20 protein-coding genes and 1 tRNA gene are annotated in these 18,064 nt (G+C 31.5%); 13 read left to right on the plus strand and 8 right to left on the minus strand.

From position 1 onward, the window contains the following. The 6 genes from Q0616_RS07515 to Q0616_RS07540 all read left to right on the plus strand — a co-directional run. Positions 1 to 550: pyridoxal-phosphate dependent enzyme (locus Q0616_RS07515; protein ID WP_298776199.1), on the plus strand; the 550-nt coding region annotated here is incomplete at its 5' end. Between the two features lie 94 nt (positions 551 to 644). Next, positions 645 to 1,904: an aminotransferase class I/II-fold pyridoxal phosphate-dependent enzyme gene (locus Q0616_RS07520; protein WP_171622906.1), complete on the plus strand. Its 1,260-nt coding sequence runs from the start codon at positions 645 to 647 to the stop codon at positions 1,902 to 1,904. 161 nt (positions 1,905 to 2,065) lie between these two features. Continuing rightward, complete coding sequence (gene serC, locus Q0616_RS07525; protein ID WP_171622907.1) at positions 2,066 to 3,136, plus strand: 3-phosphoserine/phosphohydroxythreonine transaminase; 1,071 nt, start codon at positions 2,066 to 2,068, stop codon at positions 3,134 to 3,136. 87 nt (positions 3,137 to 3,223) lie between these two features. Further along, a complete protein-coding gene (locus tag Q0616_RS07530; RefSeq protein WP_188319710.1) occupies positions 3,224 to 4,174 on the plus strand; it encodes a D-2-hydroxyacid dehydrogenase in 951 nt (316 codons plus the stop codon). Positions 4,175 to 4,208: 34 nt separating this feature from the next. Beyond that, positions 4,209 to 5,456, plus strand: coding sequence for a DUF1015 domain-containing protein (locus Q0616_RS07535; protein WP_284584037.1), 1,248 nt, complete (start codon positions 4,209 to 4,211; stop codon positions 5,454 to 5,456). A 6-nt stretch (positions 5,457 to 5,462) separates the two neighbouring features. Then, a complete protein-coding gene (locus tag Q0616_RS07540; RefSeq protein WP_188319711.1) occupies positions 5,463 to 6,122 on the plus strand; it encodes a YggS family pyridoxal phosphate-dependent enzyme in 660 nt (219 codons plus the stop codon). A gap of 90 nt (positions 6,123 to 6,212) precedes the next feature. On the opposite strand, the gene Q0616_RS07545 is transcribed toward Q0616_RS07540, so the two are convergent. From Q0616_RS07545 to Q0616_RS07570, 6 genes are all read right to left on the minus strand, one after another. Next, a complete protein-coding gene (locus Q0616_RS07545) occupies positions 6,213 to 8,615 on the minus strand; it encodes an outer membrane beta-barrel family protein (protein ID WP_298776207.1) in 2,403 nt (800 codons plus the stop codon). Between the two features lie 132 nt (positions 8,616 to 8,747). Then, a complete protein-coding gene (gene ric / locus Q0616_RS07550; RefSeq protein WP_188319713.1) occupies positions 8,748 to 9,464 on the minus strand; it encodes an iron-sulfur cluster repair di-iron protein in 717 nt (238 codons plus the stop codon). Between the two features lie 58 nt (positions 9,465 to 9,522). Next, positions 9,523 to 10,299, minus strand: coding sequence for a methyltransferase domain-containing protein (locus Q0616_RS07555; RefSeq protein ID WP_298776209.1), 777 nt, complete (start codon positions 10,297 to 10,299; stop codon positions 9,523 to 9,525). A 64-nt stretch (positions 10,300 to 10,363) separates the two neighbouring features. After that, complete coding sequence (locus tag Q0616_RS07560; RefSeq protein ID WP_225539077.1) at positions 10,364 to 10,804, minus strand: Rrf2 family transcriptional regulator; 441 nt, start codon at positions 10,802 to 10,804, stop codon at positions 10,364 to 10,366. A 73-nt stretch (positions 10,805 to 10,877) separates the two neighbouring features. After that, a complete protein-coding gene (locus tag Q0616_RS07565; protein WP_038337008.1) occupies positions 10,878 to 11,330 on the minus strand; it encodes a hemerythrin domain-containing protein in 453 nt (150 codons plus the stop codon). Between the two features lie 138 nt (positions 11,331 to 11,468). Beyond that, positions 11,469 to 11,684 carry a hypothetical protein gene (locus Q0616_RS07570; protein ID WP_298776216.1) on the minus strand — a complete coding sequence of 72 codons (216 nt, stop codon included), beginning with the start codon at positions 11,682 to 11,684 and terminating at the stop codon, positions 11,469 to 11,471. Between the two features lie 241 nt (positions 11,685 to 11,925). On the opposite strand from Q0616_RS07570, the gene Q0616_RS07575 reads away from it, so the two are divergent. The 5 genes from Q0616_RS07575 (at position 11,926) to Q0616_RS07595 (ending at position 15,957) form a co-directional block, all read left to right on the plus strand. Continuing rightward, positions 11,926 to 12,963, plus strand: coding sequence for an o-succinylbenzoate synthase (locus Q0616_RS07575; RefSeq protein ID WP_260544086.1), 1,038 nt, complete (start codon positions 11,926 to 11,928; stop codon positions 12,961 to 12,963). Continuing rightward, positions 12,960 to 13,574, plus strand: a complete 615-nt coding sequence (locus tag Q0616_RS07580; RefSeq protein ID WP_225539080.1) for a DUF1684 domain-containing protein — start codon at positions 12,960 to 12,962, stop codon at positions 13,572 to 13,574. The genes Q0616_RS07575 and Q0616_RS07580 overlap by 4 nt, the downstream gene beginning before the upstream one ends. 1 nt (position 13,575) lies before the next feature. Further along, positions 13,576 to 14,598 carry an AMP-binding protein gene (locus Q0616_RS07585; protein WP_298776217.1) on the plus strand — a complete coding sequence of 341 codons (1,023 nt, stop codon included), beginning with the start codon at positions 13,576 to 13,578 and terminating at the stop codon, positions 14,596 to 14,598. A 75-nt stretch (positions 14,599 to 14,673) separates the two neighbouring features. Then, positions 14,674 to 15,546: a hypothetical protein gene (locus tag Q0616_RS07590; RefSeq protein ID WP_260544075.1), complete on the plus strand. Its 873-nt coding sequence runs from the start codon at positions 14,674 to 14,676 to the stop codon at positions 15,544 to 15,546. A gap of 30 nt (positions 15,547 to 15,576) precedes the next feature. Next, a complete protein-coding gene (locus tag Q0616_RS07595; RefSeq protein WP_286483789.1) occupies positions 15,577 to 15,957 on the plus strand; it encodes a hypothetical protein in 381 nt (126 codons plus the stop codon). A 52-nt stretch (positions 15,958 to 16,009) separates the two neighbouring features. Here Q0616_RS07595 and Q0616_RS07600 read toward each other — a convergent pair whose 3' ends face one another. Continuing rightward, positions 16,010 to 16,348: a hypothetical protein gene (locus Q0616_RS07600; RefSeq protein WP_260544070.1), complete on the minus strand. Its 339-nt coding sequence runs from the start codon at positions 16,346 to 16,348 to the stop codon at positions 16,010 to 16,012. A 108-nt stretch (positions 16,349 to 16,456) separates the two neighbouring features. Then, on the minus strand, positions 16,457 to 17,212 hold the full coding sequence (locus Q0616_RS07605) for a tetratricopeptide repeat protein (RefSeq protein WP_171622922.1): 756 nt from the start codon (positions 17,210 to 17,212) through the stop codon (positions 16,457 to 16,459). Between the two features lie 78 nt (positions 17,213 to 17,290). Between Q0616_RS07605 and mce the strand changes: the two genes are divergently transcribed. Next, complete coding sequence (gene mce, locus Q0616_RS07610; protein WP_225542119.1) at positions 17,291 to 17,689, plus strand: methylmalonyl-CoA epimerase; 399 nt, start codon at positions 17,291 to 17,293, stop codon at positions 17,687 to 17,689. Positions 17,690 to 17,779: 90 nt separating this feature from the next. Beyond that, positions 17,780 to 17,853 (plus strand) — tRNA-Ile (locus tag Q0616_RS07615). The last annotated feature ends 211 nt before the right edge of the window (positions 17,854 to 18,064 follow it).

Below are 18,064 nucleotides of genomic sequence, written 5' to 3' on the forward strand. Positions count from 1 at the left end.
TCCTGAAATCTGGAATCAAACGGAAGGTAAAATTACTCACCTTATTGGATGTACAGGAACAGGAGGAACTTTGACAGGTAGTGCACGTTACATAAAAGAGCAAAATCCTGATGTAAAAGTCATAGGAGTTGATGCTTATGGATCAATCTTAAAAGGATATCACGAAACGGGTAAAATTGATCAAAATGATATCTATCCGTACAGAATCGAAGGAATGGGAAAAAATTTAGTACCAGGAGCTTTAGATTTTGAAATGGTTGATAAATTTATAAAAGTTACTGACGAAGAAGCTGCTTATCGTACAAGAGAAATTGCTTTGAAAGAAGGAATTATGGCAGGTTATACTTCAGGTGCTGCAACACAAGCGTTTAAACAACTGGCTGAAGCAGGAGAATTCGATGAGAATTCTTTGGTTGTAATTCTTTACCCAGACCACGGATCTCGTTACATGACAAAAGTCTTTAGCGACGAATGGATGGCTGAAGAAGGTTTTACAAACAGCAGGCTTAATGGTTTAGAAGCTCGTGCAACTGTAGAACGAATTAAATAATACGTATATTTGTAAAAATTAAATAGTAAAGTAGGTTGTGTTTGTTCACTTTCTACTTTTTTTTCAATTAATCAAAAAATTAAACTATAATAAAATGGACATTTTTGAACGTTTAAAACAAAATCCTGGACCATTAGGTCAATTCGCTGATTACGGTGAAGGTTATTATGTTTTTCCTCAATTAAAAGGAGAAATTGGACCAGTAATGGAATTCCAAGGAAAAAAAGTAATTACTTGGTCAATCAATAACTACTTAGGCTTAGCTAATCACCCTGAAGTTCGTAAAGCTGATGCTGACGCTGCTGCAGAATATGGTATGGCTTACCCTATGGGAGCTCGTGCAATGTCTGGACAAACAGATTATCACGCACAATTAGAGCAAGAATTAGCTGATTTCGTTCAAAAAGAATCTGCTTATTTAATGAACTTTGGATACCAAGGAATGGTATCTACAATTGATGCTTTAGTTTCTAAAAATGATGTAATCGTTTATGATGCTGAATGTCATGCTTGTATTGTTGATGGTGTTCGTTTACATTTCGGAAAACGTTTTATTTTCCAACACAATAACATCGAAAGTTTCGAAAAAACAATTATTCGTGCACGTAAATTAGCTGACAAACAAGGCGGAGGTGTTTTAGTGATTACAGAAGGTGTTTTCGGAATGACAGGTAAACAAGGAATCTTGAAAGAAATTGCTGCTTTCAAAGATGAATATAAATTCCGTTTATTAGTAGACGATGCACACGGTTTTGGAACTTTAGGTAAAACTGGAGCTGGAGCTGGAGAAGAGCAAGGTTGTCAAGATGCAATTGACATCTATTTCTCTACTTTCGCAAAATCGATGGCTGGTTTCGGAGCTTTTATTGCTGGTAATAAAGATATTATTCGTATTTTAAAATACAACTTACGTTCTCAAATTTTCGCAAAATCATTGACTATGCCAATGGTAATCGGAGGTTTAAAACGTCTTGAGTTATTACGTAATCACCCAGAGCTTAAAGATAAGTTATGGCATAACGTTGAAAAAATTCAAAAAGGTTTACAAGAAAGAGGATTTGATATCGGAGGGTCTAACACTTGTGTTACACCAATCGTATTGAATGGTTCTCCTATCGAAGCAACTGTTTTAGCAAAAGAAATGCGCGAAGAGTACGGAATTTTTGTTTCTGTAGTTGTGTATCCAGTTATTCCAAAAGGAATGATTATCTTCCGTATTATCCCAACTGCTGCTCACGAAGATGAGCACATCGAATATACTTTAAATTCTTTCGCAGAAATTAAAGATAAATTAGCAGATGGTTACTACAAAAGAAAGGCTGAAGAATTGAATGTTGATTTCGTTCAATACTAAAAAAGAATTCATTCAGAAATTATATAACCCTAAACTTTTACAGTTTGGGGTTTTTTGTTTGTAAGTCTGTTCAAAAGTTAGCTTTAGAATCGCTTATAAGAATTTTTGATTTACTATATTTGTTACAATTTAATACACACAAACACACAACAATTTTAATTATGAAAATTCACAATTTTAGTGCAGGACCATGCATTTTACCACAAGTTGTTTTCGACAAAATGGCGCAAGCTTGTTTAGATTTCAATCATTCAGGAACATCTATCTTAGAAATTTCTCATCGTCGTAAAGATGCAGTTGAAGTAATCGATACAGCAAGAGCTTTGGTAAAAGAATTAATGAATGTTCCAGAATCGCATGATGTTTTATTTATGCAAGGAGGAGCTTCTTTGCAATTTCCTACAGTTGCTTATAATCTATTGAAAGAAGGAGGGAAAGCTGCTTATACGCAAACTGGGAAATGGGCTGAGAACGCTATTAAAGAAGCAAAACGTTTCGGTGAAATAGAAGTTATTGCATCTTCTAAAGATAAAAATTACAACTATATTCCAAAAGCATATTCTATTCCAACAGATGTGGATTATTTTCACTGTACATCAAACAACACGATTTTTGGAACACAAATAAAGGAGTTTCCAAATTCTCCGGTTCCTATGGTTTGTGATATGTCATCTGATATTTTGTCAAAACATGTAGATGTTTCAAAATTTGGTGTGATTTACGCTGGAGCTCAAAAAAATATGGGACCTGCAGGTTCTGCAGTTGCAATTGTTCAGAAAGATTTATTAGGTAAAACAGGACGTAATATTCCTGATTATTTAAATTACGAAACGCATATCAAAAAAGAATCATCGTTCAATACTTGGCCTGTAATTGCGATTTATGGAGTTATGTTAAACTTACAATGGTTAAAAGAACAAGGTGGAGTAGAGGCTATTGCAAAAGTAAATACTAAAAAAGCAGACGCCATGTACACAGAAATTGATCGTAATGGATTGTTTACAGGAACTGCTGCTACAGAAGATCGTTCGCAAATGAATGCAACTTTTGTTTTGAATAATGAAGATTTAAAAGCTGATTTTGATGCTTTATTAAAAGAAGCTGGAATTGTTTCACTTGCTGGTCACCGTGATGTAGGTGGATACCGTGCATCAATGTATAACGCTTTACCATTAGAATCAGTTCAAGTTTTGGTAGAAGTGATGAAACAATTTGAACAAAAATTTGGTTAATCATTAGACATTAGATGCTCGATATTAGTATTGAGAAATATTTTATCTAACATCTAAAATCTCACATCTTAATTCTATAATAATAAAATGAAAATATTAGCAAACGACGGAATTTCTAAAGCAGGACAAGAAGCTTTAGAAGCAAAAGGTTTCGAAGTCATAACAGCTCATGTAGCACAAGAACAATTAGAAAATTATATCAATCAAAATAACATCGAAGTACTTTTGGTACGCTCTGCAACAAAAGTTCGTCAACCATTAATCGATGCAACAAACCTTAAAATTATTGGTCGTGGAGGTGTTGGTATGGATAATATCGATGTTGAATATGCACGCAACAAAGGAATTCAAGTAATTAATACACCCGCATCTTCTTCGCAATCTGTAGCAGAGTTTGTAATTGCGCATTTATTTTCTATTGTTCGTAATTTACACAATGCAAACCGTAACATGCCTTTAGAGGGTGATTCTAATTTCAATGGATTGAAAAAAGCGTACGCAAAAGCAATCGAATTGAGAGGGAAAACAATGGGTGTAATTGGTTTTGGACGTATTGGAGTAGAAGTAATTCGTGAAGCAATCGGTTTAGGAATGAATATATTAGTGTATGATAAATTCCCTGCAACTCGCGATATCGAATTAGAGTTTTTTGATGGTCAAAAAGTGAATTTCTCCATTACTTCTGTCGATTTTGATGAAGTCATTACAAAAGCAGATTTTATCTCGTTGCATGTACCTGCTCAAGATGGATACATTTTAGGAGAAAAAGAATTTGCTAAAATGAAGGATGGTGTAATTGTGATTAATACTGCACGTGGTGGAGTTGTTGATGAGCGTGCGTTGGTTGATGCCATTGAAAATGGTAAAGTAGCTGGTGCTGCATTAGATGTTTTCGAGAAAGAACCAACACCTGAAATGGGATTATTGATGAACGAAGCATTATCGTTATCGCCACATATTGCAGGGTCTACAAATGAAGCTCAAGATCGAATTGGAACTGAATTAGCAGCGCAAATCGTAGAGATTTACGGAAAATAATTTTGTTTTTTTATTCTATTTAAAGTTAACATAAATGCCACAATTTAAACCATTCAAAGGAATTCGTCCAACCGAGGAAACTTCTCAAGAATTTGTTACCCTTGCGGTGAATCAATATTCGAAAGAAGAAGTGGATTTTTATATCAATACAAGAGAAAACTCTTTTTTGCATATTATTCTACCAACTTGGGACGATTCTATTCAAGATCCGAAAGAAAAATTCAGAAAAGTTCGTCAGAACTTAGAAGAATTTATCGAGAAAAAAATACTGATTCAAGATAAATCATCTTATTACATTTATCAAGTGATTCAGGCAAATGGTCGCGAGACAAAAGGTCTTTTAGGACTTGTAAATATAGATGATTACAGAAACAATAAAATCAAAAGACACGAAGAAACGTTAGAACGTCGCGTGGAATTATTTGCAGAATATCTGAAAGAATCTCATTTTCATGCAGAACCTGTTTTGTTGACCTACAAACCTGCTCAACGAGTAGATTTGTTGATCGATACAGAAATGAAACGCAAACCAATTCTGAAAATTGATGAACCAAATGGTTCGCAACATTTGTTGTGGAGAGTTGATAATCGATTGAATTTAAAACAAATGAAAGATTCTATCGAAAAGTTAGATGAATTATACATCGCTGATGGTCATCATCGTATGGAAAGTTCCGAGCGTTATACAAGATATGCAACAGAAACTTCTAAAGAAGAGGTTTATGGCGACGAAGCGTTTAATTATACATTAGCGCTTTTGGTTTCGAATGAAGAATTGATTATTAATGATTATAATCGTTTAATTAAAGATTTGAATGGATTATCTTCCGAAGAATTTATTCAACGTTTAGAAGAATATTATGAGATTATTCCAAAGAATGATGAATTAATTGTTCCGACCAAAAAACATCATTTGGTAATGTATTTAGATGGTCAATATTATAGTCTTTATGTCAAAAATAGTATATTGATGACAGAAGGTTTGAGTGAATTGGATACGTATATTTTTGAAGAAACTGTATTGAAACCAATTTTAAAAATTGAAGATACAAAGAAAGATAAACGTGTTCATTACGAATGTGGAACGCGTGACAAAGATGGAATAGAAGCTTTAAAAAATAAAGTAGATCATCACGATTATATCGCTGCATTTGCTTTTTACCCTGTCGATGTAAAAGATCTACAATTGATTTCGGATTTAGGACTTAAAATGCCTCCAAAAAGTACGTACATCGAACCAAAACCGTTGAGTGGTTTTGCAGTATTTGATTTGAAAGAATAATATAAAATGAGTATTCAAGATAATTTAAAAACAATTGAAACGACAATTCCTAATCATGTAACACTTGTTGCAGTTTCTAAAACAAAACCTGTTGAAGATTTGCAAGAAGCTTATGAAGCTGGAATTAGAGATTTTGGTGAAAATAAAATTCAAGAAATGTGCGACAAGTACGAAGTTCTTCCTAAGGATATTCGTTGGCATATGATTGGACATGTACAAACCAATAAAGTGAAGTATATGGCGCCTTTTGTGCATTTGATTCACGGAGTTGATAGTCTAAAATTGTTGAAAGAAATTAATAAACAAGCAGAGAAAAACAATCGTATTATCGATGTTTTATTGCAACAATTTATTGCAGATGAAGAGACTAAATTTGGATTAGATGTGGAGGAGACTCGACAAATTATGCAAGAAGAAATTCAGCATTTGCCTCATGTTAGAGTAGTAGGTTTGATGGGAATGGCAACATTTACCGAAGATAAAAATCAGATCAGAAATGAATTCAAGACCTTAAAATCTAACTTTGATTTCTTGAAAAATAATTTTGAAAATATAACCATTTTATCCATGGGAATGTCAGGTGATTACCAAATTGCAATAGAGGAAGGTAGTACAATGGTTCGCATTGGAAGTTCGATTTTTGGACATCGAAATTATTCCATATAATGGACTAATTTTTTTTAAAATAACAAAACCCTAAAATGATAAGTTTTAGGGTTTTTGTATTTTTAGTTTTGATGAAAAAGTTTTTATATGTTAACCATTTCCTCCGCCTCCGCTTTGCTCTTGGTTAGATTTTGATCGTTCTATTTTGAATTGTTTTCCAAAATTATAACTTATTCCAATTCGGTACGATCTGTAAGATTGGCTTACACCAGTATTTATAACATTATTAGAAATGCTTGTGTATGAACCATTTTTGTTTTCGAAAAGGTTAGAAATATTGGCAGAGATTTGCAATTTCTTTTGAAAAACCATTGCTCTTAACCCAATATTATGTCGCGTGAAATCTCCAAATTTATCCAAGCCATCTGTGCTTTTTGTGTAATACGAATACGAGTAATTTGCAAAAAGGGTTTTCTTTTTGTTTAAATCTAAATTATTTGTAATTCTAAATTCACCATTCATACCATCTAATGTATAGTTCATTTCAGGAATTTTACTTGTGGTTTTGCGATAAAAAACATCTGCCGAAGCATTTATTTTCCACCATTTGTATGGTTTTACATTGATGTTTTCACTAAATCCAATACTATATGTTTTTCCGATGTTAAATGGTTTAGAAAGCGAAATTTTCGTTTCAGGATCATAGATAACGACTTGTTCAAAAAGATCAGTTGCATTTCTGTAATAGATACTCGATACAAATAAATCTTTATAGGCATGTTCTAATTCGAAATTATTAGAATTAGAAGGTGTTAGATTTGGATTTCCTTCATAGTAACTGTATTCGTTTTGTTTGGTTGTTCTCGGATTTAAATACCAAATAAATGGTCGATCTACACGGCGCGAATAGTTTAGGGTAAACGAATGATTTTCAGAAGATTGATACATCAAATAGGCAGTAGGGTATAAACCGTCATACTCTTTTTTGTAATTATATTGCGGATCATCCATTATACTTTTTGATTGTGCATGTTCGTAACGTAAACCAACTTTAGCTGTCCATTTTTCATTTAATTCTCGTTCGACTGAATAATAAAGTGCATACACATTTTCGTTATATTGATAGTTATTCGAGAAATTAACATCTTCTTGGAAATCTTCAGTTGGATTTGATTTTGAGTAACGGTGATTATCTGCTTTATCTTTAGCCCAACGCAAACGTGTTCCATAATTCATTTTCCACGAATTAACAGGATGCTCCATATCAAGACTTACATTAAATCGATCCGATGAACTTTCTGATAAACTATAGTTGTTGTCGTATTTATTATCAATTGGATTCCAATCTGAATCAAATTCGTTGCTTATATTTTTGCTGTTGTTATCGTTTATATTGTTCGAATAATCGAAGTCAAATGTTAACTTTTTTCCTTCTTGTTTAAATTTTTTGATGATATGATAATTCAATCCAAGATACCCCCAATCCCAAGTCGTACCATCTCTGTTGGTTGTCATATATCGGTTTAAGGTATTATTTGTTAAATCAAAAATAGAAGTGATGGAATTCCCTTTGTTCATCCCATCTCCATCAGAATAGTCAAAGTTAAATCCTGTAATGAATAAATCGTTTAGTTGGTAGTCAATACCAATTCTTCCACCATAATACTGGTTCTTATTTTTATTTTTTCCGTTTGTCAACCATTTCTGATCAGGATAAATAGTCGAATTTTCACTTTCATTGTACCAATTTCCAACACCACTATAAACACTCGAGGTTAAGGTCCATTTTCCTTTTCGGTAATTGATATTCCCATTTAAGTTAAAACCTGGATATTTTTGCTGACTATAAGAACTTGAAATAGAGCCATTGAAACTTTCTTGTTTTGCATTTTTCAATACGATATTAATGATTCCACTATTTCCAGTTGCATCGTATTTTGAAGGTGGATTGGTGATAACTTCTATTTTATCGATATCTTCTGTTCGGATAGTTTTTAGATAATTGGCTAATTGTTCACTACTCATTTGCATCAAACGATCATTAATCATCACACTTACAGAACCTTTTCCAATGATAGAAATTGCATCTGTAGCTTCTTCAACTTTTATACGTGGTGCAAGTTTTAACGCATCTAAGGCATTTCCTCCTTTTGCGCCTTCGGCTAATTCTGGATTAAAAATGATTCGATCAACTTTCTTTTCAATTAATTTTTTTTGGCCAGTTACGACAGCCTCTGCTAACGATACATTCTCTGTTTTAGGAACTAAAATAATTCCTAAATCCGTATGATTCGTAATCGTGAGAGAGGATGAATGAAGTAAAATTCCAGCTTCTTCAATTCTATACGTATAAGTTCCTTCTTCTAAAATAACCGTAAAGTGCCCATTTTCGTCAGTAGAAATTTCATCTATAATTTTTTCGCCTTGAAAAATGATTACATCTGCTAACGCTATTGGAGCTTGATTGGTATATTGAAAAGTTCCTTTTATTTCTTGTTGAGCAAAAGTATGAACAGATGCAATACAAATAATTGGAAGAAAATATTTTTTCATTTATAGGGTTGTTTACAAATAAGACGCATCAATCATCAAAAAGTTACAAAACTATAAGTGAAAATATCTTAAATAATAATGAATTAAAGAATCAAAAACTCCCAATAAGAGGATTATTGGGAGTGAATAAACTTATTTAAGTTCTTTTTCTAATTGAATAGATTTTGGAAATAGAATGTTGTTTTCGATGTGAATATGAGTATGCAAATCATTCTCGAATTCTTCTAACATTGCATAGGTCACGCGATAAGTGTTACACGCATCTGCTGGTGGAGTGTAATGATTGGTAAGTTCTGCAATCTTTGCAAAACGATCACCTTCTGCGGTATGTTCATGTTCCATCATGTGAACTGGATTTTCAACTGTACCAAAATGAGGAACTTCTAATTCTATTCCTCTTTTCTTTGCATGAGTCATTTTTTTGATAAATGGAAAAAGAATTAATTCTTCTTTTTTTAAATGAGCACTCAAATCTTGAGCTGTTTGATTAAATAAAGCGTTTATTTCATAAAGTTCTGGATGTCTTTCACCATGAACTTTGCATAATTTGTCTAAGAAAGCGAGTAAAACAGGTATTTTTTCTTCCACATAAGCATGATGTATTTTTTCAACATATTCACTTAGCAAATCCAATGGCCACGATTTAAAATCGATTGAAGCTTCGGTTTGAGAAGGTAAATTTTCCAAATCATTATACACTTTGTTTACATCTGTAGTTTTATTTTCACAGGCTTCTTCGATGGTTCTTCCACCACGGCAACAAAAATCAATGCCATGTTTTTTGAAAATCGCCGCAGTTCTAAAATCTTCTGAGACCATTTCTCCGATTAAATCTGTTTTTATGTCCATAATAGAATACTTTTTTATCTTTTATTAAATTAAATTTTTTTTGAGCCTTTTAGCATTATTATTTTTTCTTTGCAATCATGACAAAAGCACACAAGTGTTCTTCGTATTTTTTGAAAACTTTCTTCATTTTTATTACTCTTTCTCTCACTTCTGTTTGAGTTGCAATATTTTTTATGATAGTTAAAAATCCTGAAAATCCTTCATCATCAATTAATCTTGAAGGTTCAAGCAGGCGCATTTCAGCTGTTTTAATTTCAATAATTTCGAAACCTTCTTCTTTTACAAGAATTTTCCATTCTTCAACTGTTAATGGTCTTGCATTAACATTCATCGTAATTGCAAGCTCTTTTTGAATGTTCTTTTTGATTTCATCTGAAATATTATTCTGTTTTAATGCTAATTCATGAATTGCATAGTATCCATCTTTTTTTAGAATACGATGAGCTTCTTTTATGATTTCACTTTTACGATGATTGGCATGCATCGTTAGCATAGCTTCTCCAAAAACTTTAGTTTGAGAACAGTCATCAAGTCTTGTGTCAGCAGCATTTCCTAATTGAAAAACAGCTTTTTGATTATCAAATTTTTGATTTAAATTCTCGATAATTTTTTCGTCTAAATCAATTCCAATGTATGATGTTGGCTGTTTGTCAAGTACAATAGAAGTGGTATAACCAAGCCCAGGAGCAAATTCTACAATCGCATCATTTGTATTGATATCTAACAATTCAACCATTTCATTTGTCAACTTTTTTCCTCCAGGTCTTAGTACTTTTTTTCCTATTTTAGCAAGAAGCCAATGTCCAGACATTTTATCAATTGTATCATTTTTCATTTGAGTAAGTTTTTTATTTTCAATTCAAATAAAAAGACCTTTTTATCTTTTATTAAGGTAAATTTTATTCTAAATTTAATTTTAGAAATACTTCTTGCGAATCTAATTTCTCAACCAATTGGTTGATAGTAGTTGTTTCTAATAAATGCTTTAAAGTATTTCGTATTTCTTTGAATTGCTGATGCAAAGGACAAGGATTTTTTTCTGAACATCGTTTTAGTCCAAGTGCACAACCACTAAAAATTTTATCTCCATCAAAATGTCTAACAATTACAGCCAACGAATTTTTCATATCTTTTTCATCGAGATGAAAACCACCATTTGGTCCTTTTGTAGACTGTAAAAGATTTTTTCGAACCATTTCTTGCAAAATTTTTGCAATAAAATATTCAGGAGAATCAATTCCTTTCGCTACATCTTTTATTCCAACTCGATTTCCGTCTTTGGTTTGCTGTGCGATATAAATTACTGCTCTAACGGCGTATTCACAAGTTTTTGATAACATTTACAATTCTTTTACACTACAAATATACATCATTTCTTTAATAAAAGAGTAAAAGGTGTTTTATTAATTCTAATTATTTCCAAAATTCGTCTTCAAAATTATCAAATGGTTTTGTGTGCGAGTTTTCTAATCTTTTACCTATTTGTTTCAAATCACTTTCATCAAGATTTTCTTGTAAGTAAGGAAACCATTCACGTTCCTCGAACCGAATATGATTTTTTAATAAATGAGCAAATTTTTCTACTATTGATTTCTCTGGATGTTGAGCAATCTTTTGTGCTAAAACCTTTAATTCTTGATGTTCGGTTTTAATTTGTTGGTTGTATGTTTCGTTTGAATAGGGAAAAATAATCGTTTCTTCATGTTTAAAGTGCTCAGAAAGATGATTGTTCCAAAAATATTCAACATAAGATGCAATTCGTTCTAATGCAATATTTTTAAAGAAACCTTGTTCAATTTTCCAACTACAAAGCAATCCAAAATGATGATCCTTTGATAAAACGACAATGTGTTCACTTCTTTTCATAATTAACTGTTTTTGTGAATTAAAGTTATGACAATTTTTCAATAAAATACTTTTTAGTATTCTATTTTAAAATTTAGACGTATTTCAGATCTTTTTTAGGTTGACATAAATGGAAAAGTATTCAATAAAAAAATCATTCTAATTTCCTGCTATTGGACTACCGAAAACTCCGACAGCTAATTCAGTCCATATTAATAAACCAATGAGTAAAACCAATATGCAGAAAAAGATTTTATTTTGTAAACGGTTAGTCAGTTGTAGAATGTAGTTTATCGTTAATCCAATAACCGACAGTAAAATAAATGCAATAATAAAATCAAATAAACTCCAGTTGACTTCATTTGTAAATTGCATAGCAATTAGTGGAATTGTTATTATTAGACTAATTATTCCAAAAATTAAAGATTGTTTATGGTGCATTTTTGTTTTCATAACTAACTATTTATTGAAATCACTTTGAGAAATAAAGTAATAAAATAAAAATGAGATTCAAAAAAAATAGTTTAATTGATAAATTGTGAACGATTGAGTTTGGATTTATTGAAAAATTAATTTAAATCAATATTTTTCTAAAAGCATTGTTTAAATTTGAGGTATGAAAGCAAGTTTTGAACCTTATATATTGAAATTCAAAAATCCGAGCGGGACTTCACGAGGGATTTTGACAGAGAAATTAACGTATCTTTTTACGATAGAAGAAGATGGGAAAGAATATGTTGGTGAATGTGGATTGTTTAAAGGATTGAGTTTTGATGATCGACCAGATTATGAAGAAAAATTGCAATGGGTTTGCGATCATATCGATTTAGGAATTGAGGAATTATGGAATCAATTACGAGATTGGCCTTCAATACAATTTGGAATAGAACAGGCTTTTCAAAGTCTTTCTACTAATCGATACAATGATGCTTATACAGATAAATTGAATCCAAATTTGTACGAGTCAGCATTTTCTTCAGGAGATCAAGGTATTCAGACAAATGGTTTGATTTGGATGGGTTCAATTGATTTTATGCGTGAACAAATCAAAGAAAAATTAGCGATTGGTTATAAATGTATTAAACTGAAAATTGGTGTTGATTGGAAAAATGAGCATGAAATTTTACAACAATTGCGTTCAGAATTTTCTGCAGAACAATTAGAATTACGTGTTGATGCAAATGGAGGATTTACGTTTGACGAAGCTAAGGTTGTGTTACAACAATTAGCTGACTTAAAAATTCATTCGATCGAGCAACCCATAAAAGCAGGGAATATTGAACAAATGACCGAATTATGCGCTACCACACCAACGCCAATTGCATTGGACGAAGAGTTAATAGGAATTGTTCAACAAGAGGATAAATTTAAATTGTTAGAAAAAATTAAACCCCAATATATTATTCTAAAACCAAGTTTAGTAGGAGGAATAAGAGGGGCTTTGGAATGGATAAATGCGGCCGATACCTACGAAATTCCATTTTGGATTACTTCTGCTTTGGAAAGTAATATCGGACTAAATGCTATTGCACAATGGACAGCAATTTTATATCCAGAGATGCCTCAAGGATTGGGAACAGGCGGTTTGTTTACCAATAACTTTCCAAGTCGATTAGAATTAAAAGGAGAATATTTATTTAGAAACAAATTATGATCAATAAATTATTAGTAGCAATAATCTCAGTTGTTGTGTTGATGAGTTGTCAAACAGCAAATAAAATGACTGATACAAACGCAATTCAAAAATATCAAACTGAATTAGCGTCATTTTATACAAATCCTAAAACAACACCTTTGGTAGATGAGGAGAAAACAAATTTTAAAGGAATTACTTTTTTTCCGATTAATGAAAAGTACCGTGTAAAAGCGAATTTTACTCCAATTAAGGATGGAAAAGTTATTCCATTTCCAACTTCGGCGAAGAAAATCAAAAATTACAAAGAATACGGAACAATTACGTTTACGATTGACGATATGGAGCAAACGTTAACGATTTATCAATCTTATCCGATTATGGAGAAATACGAAGAAAGTTTGTTTTTGCCTTTTATGGACGAAACAAATGGCGTTACTTCTTACGGAGGAGGAAGATATTTAGATTTAAATACAAAAGATTTTGGCGGTAATTCAAACGAAGTAACAATTGATTTCAATCAAGCGTATAATCCATATTGCGCTTATAGTAAGCATTACAATTGTCCAATTCCACCGGCAAATAATGTGTTAGATGTGGAGATTAATGCAGGTGTAAGTTATCATAAATAAGATGTTGTATTTAGATTTTTCTACCCCTAATTTTAATGTCAATTCTATTCAACCAACCAATGAATTTGAGGAAACAGTCAAATCATTTTTAGATGATTGGTTTTCTGATTCTACAGTCATGGTTGCGCATACTTCTGGCTCAACAGGAACGCCAAAAGAGATTATTCTAACTAAAGAAAATATGCGTAAAAGCGCGAATATGACAGGGAAATACTTGAATTTGAAAAAAGGGGATTCAGCCTTGTTGGTGATGCCTGTAACTTATATTGCGGGTAAATTAATGTTGGTTCGTGCAGTAGAAATTGGGTTAAAGTTGATTTGTATGCAACCTACTTCGAATATTTTGATGGAAGATATTTCAAAAGGAATTCAAAAAGAGTTGGATTCGATTGATTTTGTAGCATTAACGCCTATGCAAGTCGAAAAATCGTTGTCGTTTGTTTCAAAATGTAAGAAATTAATCATTGGGGGAGCAGCGCTTTCAGAGAAAGTTAAATTAGATTTGGCGGCTTTTGATAACGAAGTCTACGAAACCTATGCAATGACAGAAACGATTACACATATTGCTTTTAAACAAGTTCAGAACAAAAAATATCAAAATGTTTCTAATTTATTTGAAGCCTTTGATGAGGTGAAAATTTCACAAGATAATCGAGGTTGTTTGGTGATTGATACACCGTATGATGGTTTGCGAGTGGTGACAAATGATATTGTTGAAATCATCAATAAACGTCAATTTAATTGGATTGGGCGTGCAGATAATGTGATTAATTCGGGCGGAATAAAATTATTTCCTGAACAAATAGAAGATAAACTGAAACCTTTTATTCATTCAGCCTTTTATGTGACATCAAAAACGGATGAATTGTTAGGACAAAAATTAATTTTAATAGTGGAAGGCGAGGAGAGAAGTTTAGATTTTTCTTTGGTCGATTTGACGAAATACCAAGTTCCAAAAGAAATTATATTTATAGAAACTTTTCCGAGAACGGAAAGCGGGAAGATAAAACGACAACAGTTTTAGAAATAGCTGATTTTATTTTTTCATGCATTTTATCTAAAAATAGCTTAATTTTAGCACTACTAAAAAACTTATACCGTGGACTACAATAAACTTTTTAACGATATTTTTTTCTTGATTCTTGATGACGAGATGGATGAAAATCAATATCCAATTTGGAAAAGTTTTTCGTTTATTCACAATCCTATACAGCAATTGATTAAGGCACAAGATTTATTGAATCAGCTGTTGCACGAATTTCCAAAAGACAAAAAAGCACTTTTTTTAAAGGGCGTTGTTCAACGAAACTTGAACTTCAACGAAGAATCAATTTTATACCTTTTAGAAGCAAAGAAAGAAGATTATTACCTGTATGCTGCTAATTTTTATATTGCTGAATATTACATTCATAAATTAAAATTTGAAGAAGCGCAAAAGTATTTAAAAGAGATTGAAATTGTATATCCCTCGAACAAACGTTTTCTATTTTTATCGATTTTGGTAAGTTTGGAATTATTTGATTTTGAATCAGCTAAACGATATTTAAATATTCTTTATCAATTAATTGAAGACAAAAAAGTCTTAGAATTATTGAGTAAAAATCTTCAAATTACAGAAGAAATTGTTCTAAAAACGACGAATCGTTTGGTATTGAAAAATTTCAAATTAAGAAGTTTTAATTATAATCTTCAGCTTAAAACAAATTTGATTTCTTTTTACAAAAATTTCGCTGATATTGGTGTTAACTTTAATGGAATCAATTGTTTTATAATGGCATTGACCTTGAAACAAATTACATTATATCCAACGTTTCAACATTTCGAAATGTATACTGTACAAACGGTTTTAGATTATATTGATGTCGATAAGAAAGGTGTACAAATGCGTTTGGATGATATCAATTTTGAACAAGATTTTGTCAATAATTATCATGAATATTTAGAAGTTGAAATTTTACTGAAAGAAGATTGAAAAATCTCTATTTTTGCCAAAATATATATGATGGAGTTTGTTCAAAATAAAGAAGAAATTTTTGACAATGTTGAATTGTTTTTAGAAAGTTTGGAAATGGGAACTGAACAGGAAAAAGCCAAAGCAATTCAATTGATCAAAAAATCAAAAACATTTTTAGTAATCGATGCGGAAGAGGTAATGTTTTTTGCACCAAGTACTTTTATTGGTTTTAAAGACAATTCGATTTTAAATTTTTCTGGAAAATTGTTGGAACATGAAACAAATCCGGTATTAACCAAAATAATTGGTTCAACTCCAAAAATTGACAAAACGTTAGACGAATTATTTTTAGATTTCTGCGATGAAGTAGCAATCAATCGTAATGATGTAGGGCTTTCTCGAGATTATTGGATTGTAAAAGAGATATAACATAAAAAAGGCTTTTCAACAATTTTGAAAAGCCTTTTTTGTATAACAAAAACTAACCAATTAAATTCACTTCAAGTTTAGAGATTGGATTTATTCCAGCCAAAACTCCATCAATTTCGCATTTTAACAAACCACTTCCACCACCGTAATGATGTATTTGTTTTATGGTAGGAAAATAGGTGTTTATCCATTCTTCTACACCTTCTAACTCCGAAGCACCAATTGCACTACTATATAAAACAATTTGGACCTTGTTTACAGCGACAAACCATTTCAATTCCTCTTGCGTGCAGGTGCAAAATGCTTTCCATTTTTCATTGTTGTTAATTACGCGTTCTAATGTATCAACAATCTCCTTATTTTTTCCAAAAACAGCTATTTGCACTTGCATACCCGATTTATTTACCTTGCAAAGAAAGGATATAATAAAAAGTTACACATTGATTTAGGTCAAGAAATGAATTCGATCAAAAAAACCGTTTCTTTTTGAAACGGTTGCTTAGTTATTTTGATTTTCTAATTGTGCTAATCGTTCTGCAGCTAAATAAAATTCTGGGTTCAACTGTAAGGCTTTTTTGTATTGTTCAACAGCTTCATCTTGCTTTTCTAATTTCTCTAAAATTGCACCTTTGTTGTAAAACGATAAGAAATGATTTGGATTTAATTCGATTGATTGATTAAAATCGTTCAATGCATTGTCTAAATCATTTAATACAAAATAAGTATTTCCTCTGTTGTAAAACGATAAGAAATGTGGTTTCATTTCAATCACTTTTGAATAATCTTCAATGGCTTGATCAAATTGTTTTAATTGATCAAAACAAAATGCACGATTATGGTAACAAGATTCGTATTCTGGATTAATTTCTAAAGCTTTATTAAAACAAGCAATTGCATCGTCATATTTGTTTAAATTCATCAATACATAACCCTTTTGATGATAAGCGACAAAACTATTTGGATCAATTTCGATGACTTTATCAAAGTTTTCAGCTGCTTTTGTAGGATTATATTGATTAAAATTTGCCATACCTCTATAAAAATAGAAGTTAGGATTTTTATCATCTAATTCAATTGCTTTATCAAAATCCTTGATTGCATCTGTATTTTGTTTCATATAATACTGGCTCAATCCACGTCCGAAATATGAATTTGCCACTTCTATTTGGCGTTTAATCGATAATGTAAAATAATCAATCGCCTTTCTATACTGACCTTTGCGGAGATATTGACTCCCATCTTCATAAAAACTCATAGTTCAATATTACAACAATCTCTTTAAATTTTAAATAAAAATTTTCAGAAAAGTTTATCTTTACACAAAACAACACACATGAAAATAGAACATATAGGGATTGCCGTAAAAGATTTGGGATTATCGAATGATTTATTCGAGAAATTATTAGGAAAAGCACCTTATAAAGAAGAAGCAGTGGAGTCGGAAGGCGTACGTACATCTTTCTTCGAAGTAGGAGAATCGAAGATTGAATTGGTAGGTTCTGAAAAAAAAGACAGTGCAATTGAAAAATATTTAGAAAAAAATAGAGAAGGTATTCATCACATTGCTTTTGGAGTAGATAATATCGAAGTTGAAATCGAGCGTCTTAAAAATCAGGGATTTACTTTTATTAATGATCAACCGAAGTTAGGTGCAGATAATAAACGAATTGTATTTTTGCACCCTAAAACAACCAATGGTGTACTGGTAGAGCTTTGCGAAGATGTAAAATAATTTTGTTATTTAAAAAATATGCTTTAATATTGCACTCGAATTAAGCAGTAGACTATTTGCGAAAGTAGTTGTTATAATGGCTTAAATTCAGGTCCTATAACTCAGCTGGTTAGAGTAGCTGACTCATAATCAGCAAGTCCTTGGTTCGAGCCCAAGTGGGACCACTGAAAATCCCGATAAACATACTGTTTATCGGGATTATTTTTTTATTGGGGGTTAATTAGGGGGTAATATTGTTTCAAGAAGTTAACAAGTTTCTAAATATTTAATTTCGACTTCTGTCTCATTTATCAATTCATTTACAACTTTTAGTCTCACTTTTAATTTATTACGTAATATATAAGTAATAATTCCAAAAACTAAACAAATTAAGCT

Origin of the sequence: uncultured Empedobacter sp., from assembly GCF_937930195.1 — a bacterium.
GTDB classification, from domain to species: Bacteria; Bacteroidota; Bacteroidia; order Flavobacteriales; family Weeksellaceae; genus Empedobacter; species Empedobacter stercoris.